This window comes from Jujubicoccus corallicola (assembly GCF_047345645.1).
In the GTDB taxonomy this organism is placed as follows: Bacteria; Pseudomonadota; Alphaproteobacteria; order Rhodobacterales; family Rhodobacteraceae; genus JBLEFH01.
Map to the genome: position 1 here is coordinate 64121 of NZ_JBLEFH010000002.1, position 16265 is coordinate 80385.

General features: G+C 64.1%; 18 protein-coding genes. 5 read left to right on the plus strand and 13 right to left on the minus strand.

Features of this window, described 5'->3' with window-relative positions; translation table 11 throughout:
* Window positions 1–90 precede the first annotated feature (90 nt).
* The 9 genes from rpmE to ACMA5I_RS03140 form a co-directional block, all read right to left on the minus strand.
* Entirely contained in the window at window positions 91–312 is a 222-nt protein-coding gene (rpmE, locus tag ACMA5I_RS03100; RefSeq protein WP_525884772.1) for a 50S ribosomal protein L31, read from the minus strand.
* Window positions 313–323: 11 nt separating this feature from the next.
* Window positions 324–710, minus strand: coding sequence for a 50S ribosomal protein L19 (gene rplS / locus ACMA5I_RS03105; protein WP_525884773.1), 387 nt, complete (start codon window positions 708–710; stop codon window positions 324–326).
* Window positions 707–1576: a tRNA (guanosine(37)-N1)-methyltransferase TrmD gene (trmD, locus tag ACMA5I_RS03110; protein ID WP_525884774.1), complete on the minus strand. Its 870-nt coding sequence runs from the start codon at window positions 1574–1576 to the stop codon at window positions 707–709. The genes rplS and trmD overlap by 4 nt, the downstream gene beginning before the upstream one ends.
* The gene (rimM, locus tag ACMA5I_RS03115) at window positions 1569–2102 is read right to left on the minus strand and encodes a ribosome maturation factor RimM (RefSeq protein WP_525884775.1); all 534 of its coding nucleotides are present in this window, start codon (window positions 2100–2102) and stop codon (window positions 1569–1571) included. Before rimM ends, trmD begins: the two co-directional genes overlap by 8 nt.
* A 48-nt stretch (window positions 2103–2150) precedes the next feature.
* On the minus strand, window positions 2151–2585 hold the full coding sequence (gene rpsP, locus ACMA5I_RS03120) for a 30S ribosomal protein S16 (protein ID WP_525884776.1): 435 nt from the start codon (window positions 2583–2585) through the stop codon (window positions 2151–2153).
* A complete protein-coding gene (locus ACMA5I_RS03125; protein WP_525884777.1) occupies window positions 2585–2893 on the minus strand; it encodes a chorismate mutase in 309 nt (102 codons plus the stop codon). Before ACMA5I_RS03125 ends, rpsP begins: the two co-directional genes overlap by 1 nt.
* Window positions 2890–3405 carry a GNAT family N-acetyltransferase gene (locus ACMA5I_RS03130; protein ID WP_525884778.1) on the minus strand — a complete coding sequence of 172 codons (516 nt, stop codon included), beginning with the start codon at window positions 3403–3405 and terminating at the stop codon, window positions 2890–2892. Before ACMA5I_RS03130 ends, ACMA5I_RS03125 begins: the two co-directional genes overlap by 4 nt.
* A complete protein-coding gene (gene ffh, locus ACMA5I_RS03135) occupies window positions 3402–4856 on the minus strand; it encodes a signal recognition particle protein (RefSeq protein ID WP_525884779.1) in 1455 nt (484 codons plus the stop codon). Before ffh ends, ACMA5I_RS03130 begins: the two co-directional genes overlap by 4 nt.
* 177 nt (window positions 4857–5033) lie before the next feature.
* The gene (locus ACMA5I_RS03140; RefSeq protein ID WP_525884780.1) at window positions 5034–5411 is read right to left on the minus strand and encodes a hypothetical protein; all 378 of its coding nucleotides are present in this window, start codon (window positions 5409–5411) and stop codon (window positions 5034–5036) included.
* Between the two features lie 451 nt (window positions 5412–5862).
* Here ACMA5I_RS03140 and ACMA5I_RS03145 point away from each other — a divergent pair, with 451 nt between their 5' ends.
* From ACMA5I_RS03145 to ACMA5I_RS03155, 3 genes are all read left to right on the plus strand, one after another.
* Window positions 5863–7041, plus strand: coding sequence for an MFS transporter (locus ACMA5I_RS03145; protein ID WP_525884781.1), 1179 nt, complete (start codon window positions 5863–5865; stop codon window positions 7039–7041).
* Between the two features lie 6 nt (window positions 7042–7047).
* The gene (gene trhO / locus ACMA5I_RS03150) at window positions 7048–7959 is read left to right on the plus strand and encodes an oxygen-dependent tRNA uridine(34) hydroxylase TrhO (protein ID WP_525884782.1); all 912 of its coding nucleotides are present in this window, start codon (window positions 7048–7050) and stop codon (window positions 7957–7959) included.
* 66 nt (window positions 7960–8025) lie between these two features.
* Window positions 8026–8265: a DUF6552 family protein gene (locus ACMA5I_RS03155; protein WP_525884783.1), complete on the plus strand. Its 240-nt coding sequence runs from the start codon at window positions 8026–8028 to the stop codon at window positions 8263–8265.
* Between the two features lie 32 nt (window positions 8266–8297).
* On the opposite strand, the gene curA is transcribed toward ACMA5I_RS03155, so the two are convergent.
* Complete coding sequence (curA, locus tag ACMA5I_RS03160; RefSeq protein ID WP_525884784.1) at window positions 8298–9326, minus strand: NADPH-dependent curcumin/dihydrocurcumin reductase; 1029 nt, start codon at window positions 9324–9326, stop codon at window positions 8298–8300.
* 49 nt (window positions 9327–9375) lie between these two features.
* Window positions 9376–10629: an MFS transporter gene (locus ACMA5I_RS03165; RefSeq protein ID WP_525884785.1), complete on the minus strand. Its 1254-nt coding sequence runs from the start codon at window positions 10627–10629 to the stop codon at window positions 9376–9378.
* Between the two features lie 135 nt (window positions 10630–10764).
* On the opposite strand from ACMA5I_RS03165, the gene zapE reads away from it, so the two are divergent.
* A complete protein-coding gene (zapE, locus tag ACMA5I_RS03170; protein WP_525884786.1) occupies window positions 10765–11856 on the plus strand; it encodes a cell division protein ZapE in 1092 nt (363 codons plus the stop codon).
* Window positions 11853–13961: a slr1591 family oxidoreductase gene (locus tag ACMA5I_RS03175; protein WP_525884787.1), complete on the plus strand. Its 2109-nt coding sequence runs from the start codon at window positions 11853–11855 to the stop codon at window positions 13959–13961. Before zapE ends, ACMA5I_RS03175 begins: the two co-directional genes overlap by 4 nt.
* On the opposite strand, the gene mnmH is transcribed toward ACMA5I_RS03175, so the two are convergent.
* Window positions 13962–14969, minus strand: a complete 1008-nt coding sequence (gene mnmH, locus ACMA5I_RS03180; protein WP_525884788.1) for a tRNA 2-selenouridine(34) synthase MnmH — start codon at window positions 14967–14969, stop codon at window positions 13962–13964.
* On the minus strand, window positions 14969–16207 hold the full coding sequence (locus ACMA5I_RS03185) for a lytic murein transglycosylase (RefSeq protein WP_525884789.1): 1239 nt from the start codon (window positions 16205–16207) through the stop codon (window positions 14969–14971). The genes mnmH and ACMA5I_RS03185 overlap by 1 nt, the downstream gene beginning before the upstream one ends.
* Window positions 16208–16265: the final 58 nt, after the last annotated feature.

The following is a 16265-nucleotide window of genomic DNA, read 5'->3' on the forward strand; positions in this document are numbered from 1 at the left end:
CGGGCCAAGTGCAAGGGCGCAGCGGCGCACGCCCCCAAAACAAAAACGCGCCCCGAGCGGAGCGCGTTTCCAAATCCGTTTGCGGGCTGCTTAGAAGCCGAGGCCTTCGAATTTCTTTTTGAACTTCGACACACGGCCGCCGGTGTCCATCAGGCGGGTCGAGCCGCCGGTCCATGCCGGATGCGAGTTCGGGTCAATGTCGAGGTTGAGCGTGTCGCCCTCTTTGCCCCAGGTCGAGCGCATCTCGATGGTCGTGCCGTCGGTCATCTTGACTTCGATGGTGTGGTATTCGGGATGAATGTCTTTTTTCATGGTCTCGTCCCTTACTCAGCCGCTTTTGCCTTGGGGGCGCGGTAGTTGGTTTTCTCGGCGATACGGGCGGATTTACCACGGCGCGAGCGCAGGTAATACAGCTTCGCACGGCGGACACGGCCGCGGCGAACAACGGTGATCGCGTCGATATTCGGGCTGTGCAGCGGGAAGATACGCTCGACGCCTTCGCCGAAGCTGATCTTGCGCACGGTGAAGGTGCCGTCAACGCCGTGGCCGTTTTTGCGAGCAATCACAACGCCTTCGTAGTTCTGGACGCGGGTACGGGTGCCCTCGGTCACTTTATAGCCGACGCGGACAGTGTCCCCAGCGGCGAAATCCGGGATCTCTTTGCCAAGCTCGGCAAGATGTTCTTTTTCCAGCTCTTTGAGCAGGTTCATGGCTTTTCTCCTCTCGGCTTCACGGCCGATTGTTCTGCGCGTCCCGAGAGCTCTTGGTCTCCACCGTGGTCCCCGAGATGGGCCCGCCAGAGGTCAGGTCGACGTTCCTTGGTCAGCTCCTCTGAACAGGCGCGCCGCCATGCGGCGATCTTCGCGTGATGTCCGGAAAGGAGAATTTCCGGGATCGTGCGCCCTTCCCATTCAGCGGGTCTGGTATAGTGCGGGTGCTCCAAAAGGCCGGAGGAAAAGCTTTCCTCAATGGTCGAATCGGCGTTCCCAAGAACCTGCGGTATAAGGCGAACCGTCGCGTCAATCAAGGCCATTGCCGGGATTTCGCCGCCCGTCAGGACGAAATCTCCGAGCGAGACTTCCATGATGTTGCGCGCCTCGATCACACGCTCGTCGACGCCCTCGAAACGGCCGCAGAGAAGCGTGACGCCGGGACCGTCTGCGAGGGTCTGCGCCATGGCCTGCGTGAAGGGTTTGCCGCGCGGCGAGAGATAGAGGACGGGCCAGTTTTCCGGCGTGTCGCGCCCGGCGAAATCCACCGCGCGGGCGACCACATCGGGGCGCAGCACCATGCCCGCGCCGCCGCCTGCGGGGGTGTCGTCCACATTGCGGTGCTTGCCGGTGGCAAAAGCGCGGATGCCGATCGGCTCCAGCCCCCAAAGCCCGTCTTTCAAGGCCTTACCCGTGAGCGAGCCACCGAGCGGGCCGGGGAACATGTCGGGGAAAAGGGTGAGAACCCGCGCCGTCCAGCGGTCCGGGCCGGAGCGGCCTGTCTCCGCCAAAAGATCGCTCGGTGTCAGGCTGGGGCGGACCGGGACGCGGCCATGGGAGCGGGCCGGGGTCTCGTCGTCACTCATCGCTCTGCACCGGATCGCCCTCCGGCTCCCCGGTTTCCTCGGGCGGATCGGCGATGATGCGGCCCGCGGCGAGATCCACCGTCGGCACGGCCGCTTGCGTGAAGGGCAGAAGGCGCGGCGAAGCGCCATGCGCGGCGACTTCGAGAAAATCGCCCGCCCCGTGGTTATGCACCGCCTTCACCTTGCCAAGCTTCACCCCGCCGGTGTCATAGACCTCAAGGCCAATGAGATCGGCATGGTAAAACTCGTCATCAGGGAGCGAGGGCAGGGCATCGCGCGGCGCATAAAGGCGGGTGCCGCGCATCGCGTCGGCGGCCTCCTTGCTCGGCACACCCGACAGGCGCACCGCAAAGCCGCCCTTGATCGGGCGCAGCGCGGAGAGCGTGTAGCTCTTGCCCGCCTGATCCTTCAGCGGACCATAGCTGGCAATGTCCTCGGGCTCGGCGCAAAAGCTCTTGATCCGGGTCTCGCCCTTCACACCGAAGGCCCCGACAATTGCGCCGACGCATACCAGATCTTTTGCCATTCCCATGCTCCCAAAGCGAAAAAAGGGGCCAAGCGGCCCCCTTTTGGATTACTCGCTGGCCTCTTCGGCGGGTGCCTCTTCAGCGGGCGCTTCCTCAGCCGGAGCCTCGGCAGCGGCCTTGGCATCAGCTTCCGCCTGCTTGCGGGCCTCTTCCTTGTCCGCTTTTTCCTGCGCGCGCTGCTGCGCGGCTTTGCCCGGCTCGGCTTTCTTGGGGTTGTTGCGCTCCTTCTTCTCGATCTCGCCAGCCGCTTCGAGGAAGCGCGAGATACGGTCGGTCGGCTGCGCGCCCTGCTCCAGCCAATGCTTCACGCGCTCCATGTTCATCTTCACGCGCTCTTCGCTGTCTTTCGGGAGCAGCGGATTATAGGTGCCGAGCTTCTCGATGAAGCGGCCGTCGCGGGGCGAGCGGCTGTCGGAGGCGACGATCGAATAGAACGGACGCTTTTTGGAGCCACCACGGGCCAGACGGATTTTGATAGCCATTATTCTTCTCCTGAATTTTGGAATGACTGATGGTTTTTGACGACTTCCGCGATGATGAAGTTGAGAAACTTCTCCGCGAATTCGGGGTCGAGATCGGCGTCGCGGGCAAGCCGCTGGAGCCGTTCGATCTGCGCCGCTTCCCGGTCCGGGTCAGCGGGCGGCAGCGCATGGGTCGCCTTGAGGCGGCCCACACCCTGCGTATGCTTGAAACGCTCGGCGAGCGTGTAGACGAGGATCGCGTCGAGCCGGTCAATGCTCTCGCGATGCTCGCGCAGGATTTCGGCAGCTTTTTTTACGGTATCGGTCATGCGGCCTCCTGCGGGGCGGGGTGACGGTAGACGAGGCTGGGATGCGTGCCTGGTGCCGCCGCGTTCGGATCAATCACCGCGCCGAGACGCTCCGCAAGAGCGCGCGAGCGGGTGTTGTCCGGGTCGATATAGCTGACAGCCGTGGTCCAGCCGAGGCGGGTGTAAGCATCCTCAAGCGCTGCGCGGGCGGCTTCAAACGCATAGCCTTTGCCTTCGAAAGCGGGGTCGAGAACCATCCAGCCGATTTCGTTTTCGGGCCAGTCCGGGGGCGACCATGGACCAACGAGTGCAAGCGCGGTGTCATCCTCCTTGGTGGTGACGATCCACATACCGAAGCCGAAAATCTGCCAATGGCCAACGCCATAGGCGAATTTGCGCCACGCATCCTTCAGATTATGCGGCCCGCCGATGCCCTTCGAGCGCTCGGACAGCGCGAAGGCGTGGAACTGCGGCCAATCCTTGCCTTCGGACCTGCGCAAAACCAGCCGTTCTGTGGTGAGTGTCTCGGTCATTTCTTCTTCCCGAGGCCTCCGAGCGGCGGCAGGCCCTGCGGCATTTGCGGCATCCCTGCGCCGCCGGGCATCCCGCCCATCGGAGGCATCCCGCCGCCTTTGCCCATGAGTTGCCCCATCATGCCGCGCAGCATCCCCTTGCCGCCCTGCTTGCCGAGCTTTTTCATCATGTCGCCCATTTGGCGCTGCATTTTCAAAAGCTTGTTGAGATCTGAGACCTCCATCCCGGCCCCTGCGGCGACGCGTTTCTTACGGCTCGCCTGCATGAGTTGCGGGTTGGCGCGTTCCATTTTGGTCATGGAGTTGATGAGGGCGATTTGCTGGCGCAGGACCTTGTCGTCCATCCCGGCCTCGTCCATCTGCTTGGCGAGTTTGCCCATGCCCGGCATCATTCCCATGACGCCCTGCATCCCGCCCATCTTGATCATCTGTTCAAGCTGGGATTTCAGGTCGTTCATGTTGAACTGGCCCTTCTGGAAGCGCTTCATCATGCGCTCGGCCTGTTCGGCCTCCAGCGTTTCCTGTGCCTTCTCGACGAGGCTGACAATGTCGCCCATGCCGAGGATCCGGCCCGCGACGCGGCTTGCGTGGAATTCTTCCAGCGCGTCCATTTTCTCGCCGAGGCCGACGAATTTGATCGGCTTGCCCGTGACCGCGCGCATCGAGAGCGCCGCACCGCCGCGCCCGTCGCCGTCCATCCGGGTGAGGACCACGCCGGAAATGCCGATTTGCCCGTCAAATTGTTCGGCCACATTCACCGCGTCCTGACCCGTCAGGCCATCGACGACGAGAAGCGTCTCGCGCGGCGTGGTGGAGTCGCGCACCGCCTCGACTTCGGCCATCAGTTCCGCGTCGATATGAAGGCGGCCCGCCGTGTCGAGCATGAACACATCATAGCCGCCGAGCGTCGCCTGCTGCTTGGCGCGCTTGGCAATATCGACCGCCGACTGGCCCATCACGATAGGGAGCGTGTCGACGCCGATCTGCTGCCCCAGCACCGCAAGCTGCTCCATCGCCGCCGGACGGCGGGTGTCGAGAGAGGCCATGAGGACCTTTTTGCCCTCTCGATCCTTGAGCCGTTTGGCGAGTTTCGCCGTGGTTGTCGTCTTACCGGAGCCTTGCAGGCCGACCATCAGGATCGGGGCCGGGGGCGAGGAAATCTTGAGCTGGCCCGCCGTCTCATCATCGCCCGCGAGCATATCCACCAGCTCATCATGAACGAATTTCACGACCATCTGGCCGGGGGTGACGGATTTCAGCACCGCTTGGCCGGTCGCCTTGTCGGTCACGCGCTTGACGAAATTGCGGACCACGGGGAGCGAGACATCCGCCTCCAGAAGCGCCGTGCGCACCTCGCGCATCGCCGTTTTCACATCTCCTTCGGAGAGCGCACCCTGTTTGGTCAGCCGGTCAAAGACACCGCCCAAGCGATCTGACAGATTTTCAAACATGCGCCTCTCCTTTCGCGAGCGAACCAATGCGGCAAAGCGGTAAAGCACCCGTGGGCGCAACGCGCTGACGGGTGGCGATCCAGCCTTATAGCATGGACCGGAAGGCTATACACCGACCGGGATTTGGACCGAGCAGTTAAAGGGGAGGCGGGTGCGAGTCAAGCCCCGCCGAGGGTGTTACCGCTCGACAGTGCCGAAGAAATAGCAGCTTTTGTTGTAATAGCTGCAATCGCCATTGCCTTGCGTGATGGTGTAGCGGCCCGCGTTCTCGGTAATATGCAGCTCGCAGGTGGGGCTGTTCGGCTGGTCCGGGGTCATCAGCACGGCGCGGAGCGCACCGGGGCGCACGCGGTGGAATTTGCCCTTGCCTTCACCCGCGCATTGCTGGGCTTTCACGTCGATGGCGAAATCCTGGCTCGGGCCGAATTTCACGCGCATGTCGCGGGCGGGGTCGGTGTCGCGATACTCACCGCGCGGCAGATCCTGTGCCATCACCGGAGCCGCGAGAAGCGGGGTTGCGAGAAGGGCGATCACTGCCAGACTTTTCTTAATCATACCTTGCCTCATTTCTTTTAACGCCTTTTTACAGGCACGATCCGGGCCGGACGGCTTTGGGTCAAGCTTTAGGGTCGCAGAGGTTAATTTTTCGCCAAAGCTGTTGCGCAAAGGCCTTGTTTTCTTGACTTATTTCGGGGTGAGGTGAACCTGCCAAACCGCGTTTCGACCGCAAGATAGGGTAGGGCGGCGCGGCGAAAAGGCATGGGCTTGTGCGCGGCCCTAGTCATACGGCGACGGGATACCGCAAGCCCGCCGGGTGTGGCATCTTTGCGGCGCTCGCGAGCCATCCCGTCCGACCAGACCCATGCCCACCCCAAAAATCCGAATCGCGCGCAAACCGCCGCCGCGCATAGCGGCCATGCGTTCAGCGCGGATTGACTCCCGACCGCATTAACGATTTTCTGCGGCCAAACTGTTAGCGCTATCTTTACATTCAAAGGAGACGGTCATGGCCCTCGATATGACCGAACGACGCCCTGGTGTCGCGATTTTCTGGCTCGCCGCGGCGGCCTTTGCCCTTGGCACGGCGGAATTTGCCGCCATGGGCCTCTTGCCCTATTACGCCGCCGGGCTTGAGGTCAGCGAGACCGAAGCGGGCCACGCCGTCAGCGCCTATGCGCTTGGCGTGGTGATCGGCGCGCCGCTGCTGGCGCTTTTCGGCGCGAAATTCTCCCGCAAGAGCTTCATTCTCGCCCTGATCGCCGTGTTTGTGGTCGGCAATATCCTCACCACGCTCGCGCCGACCATGAATATGCTGATCGCTGCGCGCTTCCTCACCGGACTGCCCCATGCGGGCGTCCTCGGGATTTCCACCCTTTATGCGGCGGAAATGATGGGCAAAGGCAAGCGCGCGCAAGCGGTGAGCCAGGTGCTGCTCGGCCTCACCACCGCCAATATCATCGGGGTGCCTGCGGCGAGCGCGCTCGGGCAGGTCTTTGGCTGGCGGTTCTGTTTCCTCTCGGTCGCGATCATGGGCGCGGTTTCCCTCTATATGATCTGGAAAACCGGTCCGAACGACACGCGCCACCCCGAAGCCAGCCCGCTCCGCGAGCTTGAGGCGCTGAAAAACCGCTCCGTCTGGCTCCCGCTTGCCATGGGCGCGATTGGCTTTGGCGGCATGTTCGCGACCTATTCCTACCTGAGCGCGACCCTGCTTCAGCACGCCGCTGCGCCCGAATGGAGCGTCGCGATTGTGCTGGCGATGTTCGGGATCGGCTCCACGGTCGGCAATCTCGTGTCGGGCCGCATCTCCTCGGGCCGCCTTATCGCGAGCGCGGGCGGGTTCCAGCTCTTCATGGTCATCGCCTGCGCGCTTTACACCCAGTTGATCGGCAGTTGGCAGGCGCTGGCGCTGGCGATTTTCCTCATCGGCTTCAGCGGCGGGATGGTCGTGCCGCTTCAGACCCGGCTGATGGATGTCGCGGGCGACGCGCAAACCATGGCCGCCGCGATGAACCACGCGGCCTTCAACCTCGCCAATGCGCTTGGTCCTTTCCTCGCTGGTGCGGCCCTCGCGGCAGGCTGGGGTTGGGGTGCGCCCGGCTGGGTGGGCGTCGCGCTCGGTGTGGCGGGCTTGGGCGTTTGGCTGCTCATGGCTCTTGACGATCGGCGGCTCGCGCGCACATAGAGCCGCATGAGTTACACCGTCGCTGCCCTCTACCACTTCGCCCCCCTCGAGCCCGACGCCCATCGGGAGCGGCTGCAATCGCTTTGCGATGAGAACGGCGTGCGCGGCTCCCTGCTGCTGGCGAGCGAGGGGATCAACGGCACGATTGCCGGGCCGCGCGGCGGGATCGACACGGTCCTCGCCGCGATCCGCGCCATTCCGGGCTTCGCCGCGCTGGAGCATAAGGAAAGCCACGCCGAAGAGATGCCCTTCCTGCGCATGAAAGTGCGGCTGAAGCGCGAGATCGTCACCATGGGCCAGCCGCTGGCGGACCCGACGGCGCAGGTCGGCTCCTATGTCGCGGCAGAGGACTGGAACGATCTCATCTCCCGCGACGATGTGGTCGTGATCGACACCCGCAACGACTACGAGGTCGGGATCGGCACCTTCGAGGGCGCGGTGGACCCGCAGACCAAGACCTTCCGCGACTTCCCGCGCTGGTGGGAAGAGAACAAGGCGCAGTTCCACAACAAAACGGTCGCGATGTTCTGCACCGGAGGGATCCGCTGCGAGAAGGCCTCAAGCTATCTGCTCGGCCTCGGCGTGCCGGAAGTCTACCACCTCAAAGGCGGCATCCTGAAATATCTCGAAGAGGTGCCGCAGGAGCAAAGCCTCTGGAATGGCGAATGTTTCGTCTTTGACGGCCGCGTCTCGGTCGGTCACGGGCTGGAGGAGGGCGAGCACGAGCTTTGCCACGCCTGCCGCCGCCCCATCGTGCCGGAGGACAAAACCCGCCCCGAATTCGAGCCGGGCGTGTCCTGCCATCAGTGCATTGATGAGATCGACGACGCCCGCCGCGAACGCTTCCGCGAGCGCCAGCGGCAGATGAAACTCGCCGCCGAACGGGGCGAGATCCACTTAGGAACAAAGCGCGATTAATTCCGCTTGCCAGCCCTCAAGGCGCATGATCTCGTTTGAAAAAGTTCAAATGAGAAAGGGCGCATCATGGCGATGGCAATGGGGCCGAAACGGTCCAATTTTACGTTCTGGACCAAATGGATCGCGTCCATCGCGCAGATCTGCGGCTATGCGGCGACGGGCTTCGGCTATGTGCCGCTGAACATCTATTTCTTCCTTGTGGGGCTGGTCGGCTGGTTCATTGTCGGCGTGATGTGGAAGGACCGCGCGATCATGCTGATCCACATCGTCGCCCTCGCCGCGATGGTCGTGGGGCAACTGAGCTAGACGCGCCGCCTTGGGGCGGCGCGCCTGCCGCTTTAATCGCCGACGCGGATGACCCGTTTGCCGAAGTTTTTGCCCTCAAGCAGACCGATAAAGGCTTCGGGGGCGGCTTCCAGCCCGTCGATCATCTCTTCGGTGTAGCTGATCTCGCCATTGGCGAGCCAGGGCTGCATTTCGGCGATGAATTCGGGGTAGAGATGCCCGAATGTGTCCCAGATGATGAAGCCCTGCACGGTCAGTTTCTTGATCAGGATCTGGCTCATCAGGAAGCCCATGCGGTCCGGGCCGTCAGGCAGGGCGGTCGCGTTGTAGTTGGCGACGAGGCCGCAGACCGGGACGCGGGCATGGGGGTTGAAGAGGGGCAGCACCGCGTCGAAAACCTTGCCGCCGACATTCTCGAAATAGATGTCGATCCCGTCTGGCACGGCGGCCTTCAATTGCGCGGCGAAGTCCGGCGCGCGGTGGTCGATACAGGCGTCGAAACCGAATTCCTCAACGGCGTGGCGGCATTTCTCCGGCCCGCCCGCAATGCCGACCGCGCGAAGCCCGCGCAGTTTGGCGATCTGGCCGACCGTGGCGCCGACCGGGCCGGTGGCAGCGGCAACCACCAGCGTTTCGCCTTCTTTCGGCTGGCCGATCCGCGTCAGCCCCGCCCAGGCGGTGAAGCCGGGCATTCCGAGGATGCCAAGCGCCCAGCTTGGTTTGTCCAAGCCGTTGATTTTCTGGATCATCTCGCCGTCCGAGACCGCGTAATCCTGCCAGCCGCTAAAGGCGAGCACCTGATCGCCGGGCGCGTAGCCGTCGAGATTGGACTCGACCACCTCGGCCACCACCTGCGCGGTCATCACGCCGCCGACCTCAACCGGCTCGGCATAGCTTTCCGCAGCGCTCATCCGTCCGCGCATGTAAGGATCGAGGGAGAGAAACTGCGTGCGGAGCAGCATCTCGCCGCTCCCCGGCTTGGGCACGTCGCCTTTTTCAAGGCGCAGCGTGTTCTCGTCGGGCGCGCCGTGGGGGCGTTCGTTCAAAATCCACTGGCGGTTGGTGTCTTGAGTCTGGGGCATGGGGGACTCCTTTCATCTGAAGATGAAGGTAAGCCGCCCTGCCGCAGGATCAAGCGGGACGTGGCCCCGCCAGCATCGGTTGCTCGCGCACCGGCAGATGGACGATGGCCGAGAACGCGCCAACCGCGATGCCGACCCACCAAACAACTTCATAGCCGCCAAACCGGTCATAGAGCGCGCCACCGAGCCAGACGCCGAGGAACCCGCCGATCTGGTGGGACAGGAAGATGATCCCGTAGAGCGTGCCCATATAGCGCAGCCCGTAAATATAGGCGACGAGGCCGGAGGTCAGCGGCACGGTGGCGAGCCAAAGCGCGCCCATGATGGCGGAGAACACCAGCACCGTGGTCGGCGTCATCGGGGTCATGATGAACCAGACGGCGATGATCGTCCGCGCGGTGTAGATGCCTGAAAGCAGATATTTGCGGGTGAATTTCTGGCCCAATGCGCCCGCCGTGATGGAGCCGATGATGTTCATCAACCCAATCACCGCCAGCGCAATCGCGCCGAGGCCGGTGGTCGTCGTGATGCCCATGCTGGCGAGAAACCCGGTCGGCAGGATCGGGCCGCACATCTCCGCGACCATGGCCGGGAAGTGGGCCGTGATGAAGGCAAGCTGAAAGCCGCAGGAGAAAAAGCCGAGGAAGATCAGCGTGTAGGATGGGTCCCGCATCGCTTTTTTCAGGATCTGGCCGAGGGTTTCTTCCAATTCGTTTTTCTTCGGTGCATGGACGCCGCGCAGGAGCGGAAGGACCAGCAGGACGGCGAGGATCGCGACGGCCATGACCAGAAACACATTCGCCCAGCCCATATTCGGCAGGAGTGCGGCCACGATGGGCGGGCCGAAAAGCTGGCCCGACGAGCCCGCCGCCGTCGCAATCCCGAGCGCCATGGAGCGGTTTTTCTCATCCGTCGCGCGGCCGATCATCGCAAGGATGACGCCAAAGCCCGTGCCTGCGACACCGAAGCCAATGATGACGTTAATCAGCTGATGCCCTTCCGGCGTGATCGCAAAGGCCGAGAGCGCGAGGCCGATGGCATAGGTGATAATCCCCAGCACAATCGCCGCCCGGTCGCCCCATTTCTCGCCAATCGCGCCGAAAATCGGCTGGCCGAAGCCCCAGGCAAGGTTCTGGATCGCAATCGCCATGGAGTATTCCGCGCGCGGCCAGTTGAACTCGCTCGCAATCGGGATCTGGAACAGGCCGAAACTCGCCCGGATGCCGAAACCGACCAGCATGATGACGCAGCCGGCGATCATCACGGGGGTGAAAAGATTGGCTTTTGCGGTGCTCGCGGTCATGGCGTTCACTCCTGACAGAACGGTGGCGAGCATAGGCGCGATGCGCGGCAAGCGGAAGCGGAATCTCCGCCGCGTCAATCGGGCTTTGCCAAGCGCCGGTGACTGGCCTATTGCTATGCAGGATAAGGAGAATTCATGGCATCCGACGGACCGATCACCCAATATCGCCAACGTGTCGCAGAGGGCGAGCTGCGCGATGATCCTGCGCAGCGCCACGCGGTCGAGCAGCTTCAAATGCTCTGGTCGCGACTCAGGGGCTACGAGCCGAGCAAGCCGAAAAAGGTCCGCAAGGGGCTGTTTGGCTGGGGCAAGGAAGAGACGCCCGAGGCGGATATGCCGGGTCTTTATATCTGGGGCGGCGTCGGGCGCGGCAAGTCGATGCTGATGAATATGTTCTTCGACAGCGCCCCGGTGGAGCCGAAGCGCCGCGTGCATTTCCACGAATTCATGCAGGAGGTCCACGGTCTCATCGGCGAGGCGCGGGAGAAGGGGACCAAGGACTCGATGGGTCCGGTCGTCGAGAAGATCGCCGCCAGCGCGACCCTGCTCTGTTTCGACGAAATGCAGATCACCGACATCACCGATGCGATGATCGTCGGGCGGCTCTTCGAGGGGCTGTTTGCGCGCGGCATCGTTGTCGTGACCACCTCGAACCGCCACCCGGATGATCTCTATAAGGACGGCCTCAACCGCCAGCTTTTCCTGCCCTTTATTGATCTCATCAAGGAGAAGCTGGAGGTCTATCATCTCGACAGCGCCAACGATCACCGGCAGGGCGGCACCGCGCGCGAAGACAGCTATCTGATCGCGCCCGCCCCCAAAGCGCTCGACGCGGCGTGGGAGGACATGACCGGCGGCGCGAAGCCCGAGGCGCTGACGCTGGAGCTGAAATCCCGCAAGCTGACCTTCCACCGCTTCGCCAAGGGCGTGGTGCGGACGGATTTCGAAAAGCTCTGCGAAAATCCTTTGGGGGCAGGGGATTACCTCGCGCTCGCCAAGAAGATCGACGGGCTGATCCTCGAAGGCGTCCCGCGCCTGCACGCCACCAATTTCGATGCGGCCAAACGTTTCGTGACCCTCGTCGATGCGCTCTACGAGGCGAAAATCGAACTGGTGATCGAAGCTGCGGCCGAGCCGGAAAACCTCTATGCCGAGGGCACGGGCAGTTTCGAATTCGAGCGCACCGCCTCGCGCCTGCATGAGATGCGGGCGAAAGACTGGCCGTGATCCGCCTCTCGCGCGACATCGTCCTGATTGGTGGCGGCCACGCCCATGCCATCGCGCTGCGCCGCTGGGGGATGGACCCGCTGCCCGGCGCGCGCCTCACCCTCATCACCCCGGAGCCGGTCGCCACTTATTCCGGGATGCTCCCCGGCGTCGTCGCGGGCCACTACCCGCGCGCGGCGCTTGAGATTGACCTGATCCGCCTCGCCCGCCACGCAGGCGCGCGGATCGTCCTCGCCAAAGCGCGCGACTTGACGCCCCATTCCGTCCTGCTCGATGAGCGCCCCGAGATCGGTTTCGACATCGCCTCGATCAATGTCGGGATCGAAACGGGCATGCGCCTGCCCGGCGCGGAAAACACCATCCCTGCCAAACCCTTGGAGGGCTTTCTTGATGCGTGGGAGCGCTTCGCGGCCGCCCCGCCGGACGGCGCGCGGATCGCCATGATCGGCGGCGGCGCGGCGGGCGTGGAGCTCGCCCTCGCCATGAAAGCGCGGCTCTCGGGCCGGGCGCATGTGACGTTGATCGAAGCGGGCGGAGACATCCTCCCGGCCATGCCCGCGCTTCGCGAAAAAGCCCGCGCGGCGCTCATCAAATTCGGCGTGGAGGTCAAGACGGACTGCCCCGTCACCGGCTTCGCCCCCGGCCATGTCGAGACCGAAGCGGGCGCCATTCCCACCGATTTCATCGTCACCGCGCCCGGCGCGCAGATGCCCGCACTCGTCCGCCAGATCGGCTTCGGCGCGGAGGGCATCCCGATCCGCCCGACCCTGCAAACCGAGGTGCATGACCACGTCTTCGCAGCCGGGGACGCCGCCCATATGCCATGGGACCCGCGCCCCAAAGCCGGGGTCTACGCCGTCCGCCAGGGCGCGGTTCTCGCGCGCAATTTGCGGGCCTATGCGGCGGGTGGACGGCTCGCGCGCTATCACCCGCAGAAGGACTATCTCAAGCTGCTGTCCTTGGGCGAAACCAAGGCAGCGGCGGGCAAATGGGGCCGCTCGGCCTCGGGGGCTTGGGCGTGGCGCTGGAAGGATCACATCGACCGCAGCTTTATGAAAAAGCTCACCGATCTGCCGCCCATGTCCGAGATGCAGCCCGCCGAAACAGCCCTCGGCGCGCGCGATCTCGCCGCGCCGCTTTGCGCCGGGTGCGGGGCCAAAGTCGCGCCTGCGGTTTTGCGTGACGCGCTTGCGGAGATGCCGATCCAGCGCCCCGATATCCTACAAGGCGCGGGCGACGACGCCGCCCTTGTCAGCATCGGCGGCGAGACGGTCGCGCTCACGACCGACCATTTCCGCGCCTTTCTCGACGATCCGTATCTCTTGGGCCGCATCGCCGCGATCCACGCCATGGGCGACATCTGGGCCATGGGCGGGCAGCCGCAAACGGCGCTCGCGAACCTGATCCTGCCGCGTATGACCGAGGATCTACAGGCGCGGACGCTGAAGGAATTGCTCGCCGGGGCCCGCGCCGCGTTGGAGCCCACAGGCGCGGCGCTCGTCGGCGGCCACTCGGCGCTCGGCGCGGAGCTCACGGTCGGCTTTTCGCTGACGGGCCACTGTCCCAAACCGATCGGGCTCGCGGGCGCGCAGGTGGGCGATGCGATCCTGCTGACCAAACCAATTGGCACCGGCGTTCTCCTCGCAGGCGAGATGCAGCGCCGCGCGCAGGCCCGCGATGTGGCGGCAGCCTGGGCGCAAATGGCGCAGTCATCCCAAGAGGTTACGGCGATCCTCGCCCCCCATGCCTCCGCCATGACCGATGTGACCGGCTTCGGCCTCGTCGGGCATTTGGGAAGTCTTTGCCGCGCCTCGCAGGTCGGCGCGGATCTTTGGGTGGATCACGTCCCGCTTCTCGCGGGCGCGCTGGTCCTCGCGCGAGACGGTGTACGCTCGACGCTCTTCGATGCCAACCAAACCGAGCCGCATGCACTGGACGGCGCGCCCGATGCGCGGAGCGACTTGATGTTCGACCCGCAAACCTCGGGCGGCTTGCTCGCGACGGTCCCGGCAAATCAGGCGGAGCGGCTTTGCGCTGAAACCGGCGCGGCGGCGATAGGTGTGATCACAGAACGCGGTCTGCGTCTGCGGCGGTCTGCTGTGTGATCACAAATCCGCAATGATCTCGGCAATCTCGCTGGCCGCCCGCGCGACCTCGGACGGATTGAGGTTCACCATCCGCACCGTCTCCGCCACGACCGGTTCGCCGCGCGAGCGCCGATAGGCCGGATCGTAATGCCGCTCCAGAAGGTCACGCGCCAGCGGCTTGATCTCGCCTGCGGCGACCATCTCCTCCCAAGCGGCCACTTGATCTTTCCCTTGCAACGGCTTGAGGCGACGAAGGATTTCGACCAGCGCCGCCCGGTCCTCCGAAATATCGCCATAAGCCCGCATGAGGAAATCCGCTCGGGCATCCAAAGGTGCGTCGATCATGATCCGGGGCGCGGTCTGCATGGCTTTCCAGAGGCTTGGCGGGATCAGCAGCTCGCCGATCTTGTTGCTCTCGGCCTCCACCAGCACCGGGCCGGTCAGCCCCTCCATCGCGTCCGCCAAACGGCTCTCGAACATCTTCTGGCTCGGCTGCGCGCCTTGCGCCCCAAAGACCGAGCCGCGATGGTTAGCCAGCCCTTCAAGATCAAGCTTCAACCCGCCGTAACTCTTCAAGATTTCCGTCTTGGCCGTCCCCGTGTTCCCGTCGATCAGCACCGGCTGGAAGGGCAGCGCCTCGTCGTAAAGCCGCGCCGCCACCGCGCGGCGATAGGTGCGATAGCCGCCCTCCACTACCTCGGCGGGCCAGCCGACCTGCCGCAGCACATGGGCGAAACTGTTCGAGCGCATCCCGCCGCGCCAGCAGTAGACAAGCGGCCGGAATTTCGCGGGTTTATAGGCCAGCGGCCCGTCGAGATGGCGCGCGATATTGGCGGAGACCAGCGCCGCACCCCGGCGGCGGGCCTCGAACCGGCTGATCTGCGTGTAGAGCGTTCCGATCTCGGCGCGCTCGTCATTGGACAGCACCGGCAGGTTGATCGCGCCCGGAATATGGTCCTCGGTGAATTCCGCCGGGGACCGCACGTCGATCACCGCATCATAGTTTGCGGTGTCCAGAACCGGCATCAGCGCAGGCGGTTCAAGAGCGCCGCGTTGACATAGCCATCGGCGACGAGCCCGTTGTCGCGCTGATAGCGGCGCACCGCGTCGGATGTTTTCGAGCCGGTCACGCCGTCGATACCGCCGGTGTCATAGCCAAGCGCGGTCAGCCGTTCCTGTAACTCGCGCTTCTGGGTGCGCGAGAGCGCCGCATCACCGCGCGGCCAGCTTTGCGCGAAGGGCGCGCCGCCATAGATCCGGTCGCCCAGATGGCCCACGCCCATGGCGTAGCTGGTCGAGTTATTATAGGTCTTGATGACCGAGAAGTTGTTGAAAACGAGGAATTTCGGACCGTTTGCGCCGCCCGGCGCAATCATCCCCGCCGTGCCGTAATCCGGGACCGACCCGCCCGACGGCGTCGTCACCCCGAGCGAGCGCCAAGCCGAAACCGACTGTTTGGTCTGTTCATCCGCCAGAGCATAGTTGAACCCGGACGGCACCGCCACTTCGACGCCCCAGGGCTGACCCTTCACCCAGCCATTTTGCTTGAGATAATAGGCCGTTGAAGCGAGCGCATCGGTCGGGTTGCCCGCATCCCAGATGTCGCGGCGACCGTCGCCGTAATAGTCCTGCGCATAGGTGAGATAGGAGGTCGGCATGAACTGCGTGTGGCCCATGGCGCCCGCCCAGCTTCCGCGCATATTGCCGGGGCTGGTGTCGCCCGATTGCAGGATGCGCAGCGCGGCGATGAGCTGTTCCTCGGCGAAACTGCGGCGGCGGCCTTCATAGGCCAGCGTCGCGAGCGAGCCGATCACGGATTTATTGCCCATGAAGCCGCCGTAATTCGTCTCCATCCCCCAGATCGCCAGCACGGCGCGCTTGTCCACCCCGTAGCGGCTCTCGATCCCGTCCAGCGTGCGCGACCATTCCTGCGACTTGGCGCGGCCCGTGCCGATCCGGTCCGAGGAGACGGCGCCGTCGAGATATTCCCAGATTTGTTTCGAGAATTCCGCCTGTTGCCCGTCGAGCCGCACGACCTCATTGTCCATGCTGATCCCGGCAAAGGCGCTGTCGAAGACGTCGGCGCGGATGCCGGCGGAGAGGGCGCGGGAGCGGAAATCATTCCGCCAGCTTTCAAAACTGCCATATTGCGTGGCCGGGGCTGCGGCAGGTCCGCCCCCATAATTGGGCATCGGGGATCCGGCGCAAGCGGCCAGTCCGACAAGGGTGACGAGCCCAAGCGTGGCGCGGGTGAGGGTCTTCATGCTGCTCTCCATGTCTTTTCGCATGTATTTAGCAAACACGATAACCCGCAGTCGCCGC

Coding starts and splice junctions, on each gene's coding strand:
- trmD (WP_525884774.1), bottom strand. CDS start 1,576: ATGAGTGACGACGAGACCCCGGCCCGCTCCCATGGCCGCGTCCCGGTC.
- ACMA5I_RS03145 (WP_525884781.1), top strand. CDS start 5,863: ATGGCCCTCGATATGACCGAACGACGCCCTGGTGTCGCGATTTTCTGG.
- ACMA5I_RS03155 (WP_525884783.1), top strand. CDS start 8,026: ATGGCGATGGCAATGGGGCCGAAACGGTCCAATTTTACGTTCTGGACC.
- rpsP (WP_525884776.1), bottom strand. CDS start 2,585: ATGGCTATCAAAATCCGTCTGGCCCGTGGTGGCTCCAAAAAGCGTCCG.
- rimM (WP_525884775.1), bottom strand. CDS start 2,102: ATGGCAAAAGATCTGGTATGCGTCGGCGCAATTGTCGGGGCCTTCGGT.
- zapE (WP_525884786.1), top strand. CDS start 10,765: ATGGCATCCGACGGACCGATCACCCAATATCGCCAACGTGTCGCAGAG.
- ACMA5I_RS03130 (WP_525884778.1), bottom strand. CDS start 3,405: ATGACCGAGACACTCACCACAGAACGGCTGGTTTTGCGCAGGTCCGAA.
- rplS (WP_525884773.1), bottom strand. CDS start 710: ATGAACCTGCTCAAAGAGCTGGAAAAAGAACATCTTGCCGAGCTTGGC.
- mnmH (WP_525884788.1), bottom strand. CDS start 14,969: ATGCCGGTTCTGGACACCGCAAACTATGATGCGGTGATCGACGTGCGG.
- ACMA5I_RS03140 (WP_525884780.1), bottom strand. CDS start 5,411: ATGATTAAGAAAAGTCTGGCAGTGATCGCCCTTCTCGCAACCCCGCTT.
- rpmE (WP_525884772.1), bottom strand. CDS start 312: ATGAAAAAAGACATTCATCCCGAATACCACACCATCGAAGTCAAGATG.
- ffh (WP_525884779.1), bottom strand. CDS start 4,856: ATGTTTGAAAATCTGTCAGATCGCTTGGGCGGTGTCTTTGACCGGCTG.
- curA (WP_525884784.1), bottom strand. CDS start 9,326: ATGCCCCAGACTCAAGACACCAACCGCCAGTGGATTTTGAACGAACGC.
- ACMA5I_RS03185 (WP_525884789.1), bottom strand. CDS start 16,207: ATGAAGACCCTCACCCGCGCCACGCTTGGGCTCGTCACCCTTGTCGGA.
- ACMA5I_RS03125 (WP_525884777.1), bottom strand. CDS start 2,893: ATGACCGATACCGTAAAAAAAGCTGCCGAAATCCTGCGCGAGCATCGC.
- trhO (WP_525884782.1), top strand. CDS start 7,048: ATGAGTTACACCGTCGCTGCCCTCTACCACTTCGCCCCCCTCGAGCCC.
- ACMA5I_RS03165 (WP_525884785.1), bottom strand. CDS start 10,629: ATGACCGCGAGCACCGCAAAAGCCAATCTTTTCACCCCCGTGATGATC.